The sequence below is a fragment of the Rothia nasisuis genome, from assembly GCF_928381405.1.
Lineage (GTDB): Bacteria > Actinomycetota > Actinomycetes > Actinomycetales > Micrococcaceae > Rothia > Rothia nasisuis.
The window spans coordinates 1-802 of sequence record NZ_CAKMSB010000035.1 but is presented as its reverse complement, the minus strand read 5'-3'; the positions used below and the strand labels follow the sequence as shown (position 1 = coordinate 802).

General features: G+C 56.4%; 1 protein-coding gene and 2 pseudogenes. All 3 read left to right on the top strand.

The genetic code is table 11. From position 1 onward, the window contains the following. Positions 1-599 (top strand): IS3 family transposase (locus L6966_RS11915; RefSeq protein WP_237233459.1); only part of this gene is annotated, 599 nt, incomplete at its 5' end. Between the two features lie 15 nt (positions 600-614). Then, positions 615-662: pseudogene (locus tag L6966_RS12310) on the top strand (hypothetical protein); the annotation flags it as partial. Further along, a pseudogene (locus tag L6966_RS12305) lies at positions 640-802 on the top strand (integrase core domain-containing protein); the annotation flags it as partial. The pseudogenes L6966_RS12310 and L6966_RS12305, both read left to right, overlap by 23 nt.

Below are 802 nucleotides of genomic sequence, written 5' to 3'. Positions count from 1 at the left end.
GAATCGAGCCCATTTGCCGGGTACTGGCCACCACCTTTACCGGTGGATTTATCACCTCACGAGGCTACCGGGCTGCCAAAGCCCGTGTTCCAGCGGCTAGGACACTCACCGACCAAGTGCTCATCCCTGAACTGGTGAGAATCCACCAGGAGAACTACAGGATCTATGGGGTACGCAAAATGTGGCAGGCCATGAAAAGAGCTGGCTGGGCTATTGGTCGGGACAAAACATATCGGCTCATGCGTGCTGCCGGTATTCAGGGCGTGCACCGGGGCCGTAGACCGGTGACCACCAGAGCCGCCAAAACCCCAGATAACCGCCCCGATCTGGTCAACCGCCACTTTAGGGCTGATGCGCCTCACCGCCTATGGGTTGCAGATTTCACCTATGTCCGTACGGCCAGTGGCTTCTGCTACACCGCTTTCATCACGGATGTCTTCAGCCGGAAGATTGTGGGTTGGGGTGTTTCTTCGACTATGCATACCCTCGGGATGCCTTTGACGGCTTTGAAGCAGGCCTTGTTCGATGCTCGTAAGAGTGGGTCAGTTTTGACTGAGATTGTGCATCAAACGGATGCGTGGTTCGCAGTATGTGGCTGAGGATTACACTGGTGAGTTGCGGGCTCTGGGTGTTCAGTTGTCTGTCGGGTCGAGAGGGGATTCCTATGATAATGCTCTGGCTGAATCGGTGAACGGGGCTTACAAGGCTGAAATGGTGCGGGACCGGCTTTTTAGGTCGGTTGGGCAGCTGGAAGCTGAGACGGCTGGCTGGGTGTGTTGGTGGAATGAGCGGCGGTTGCATG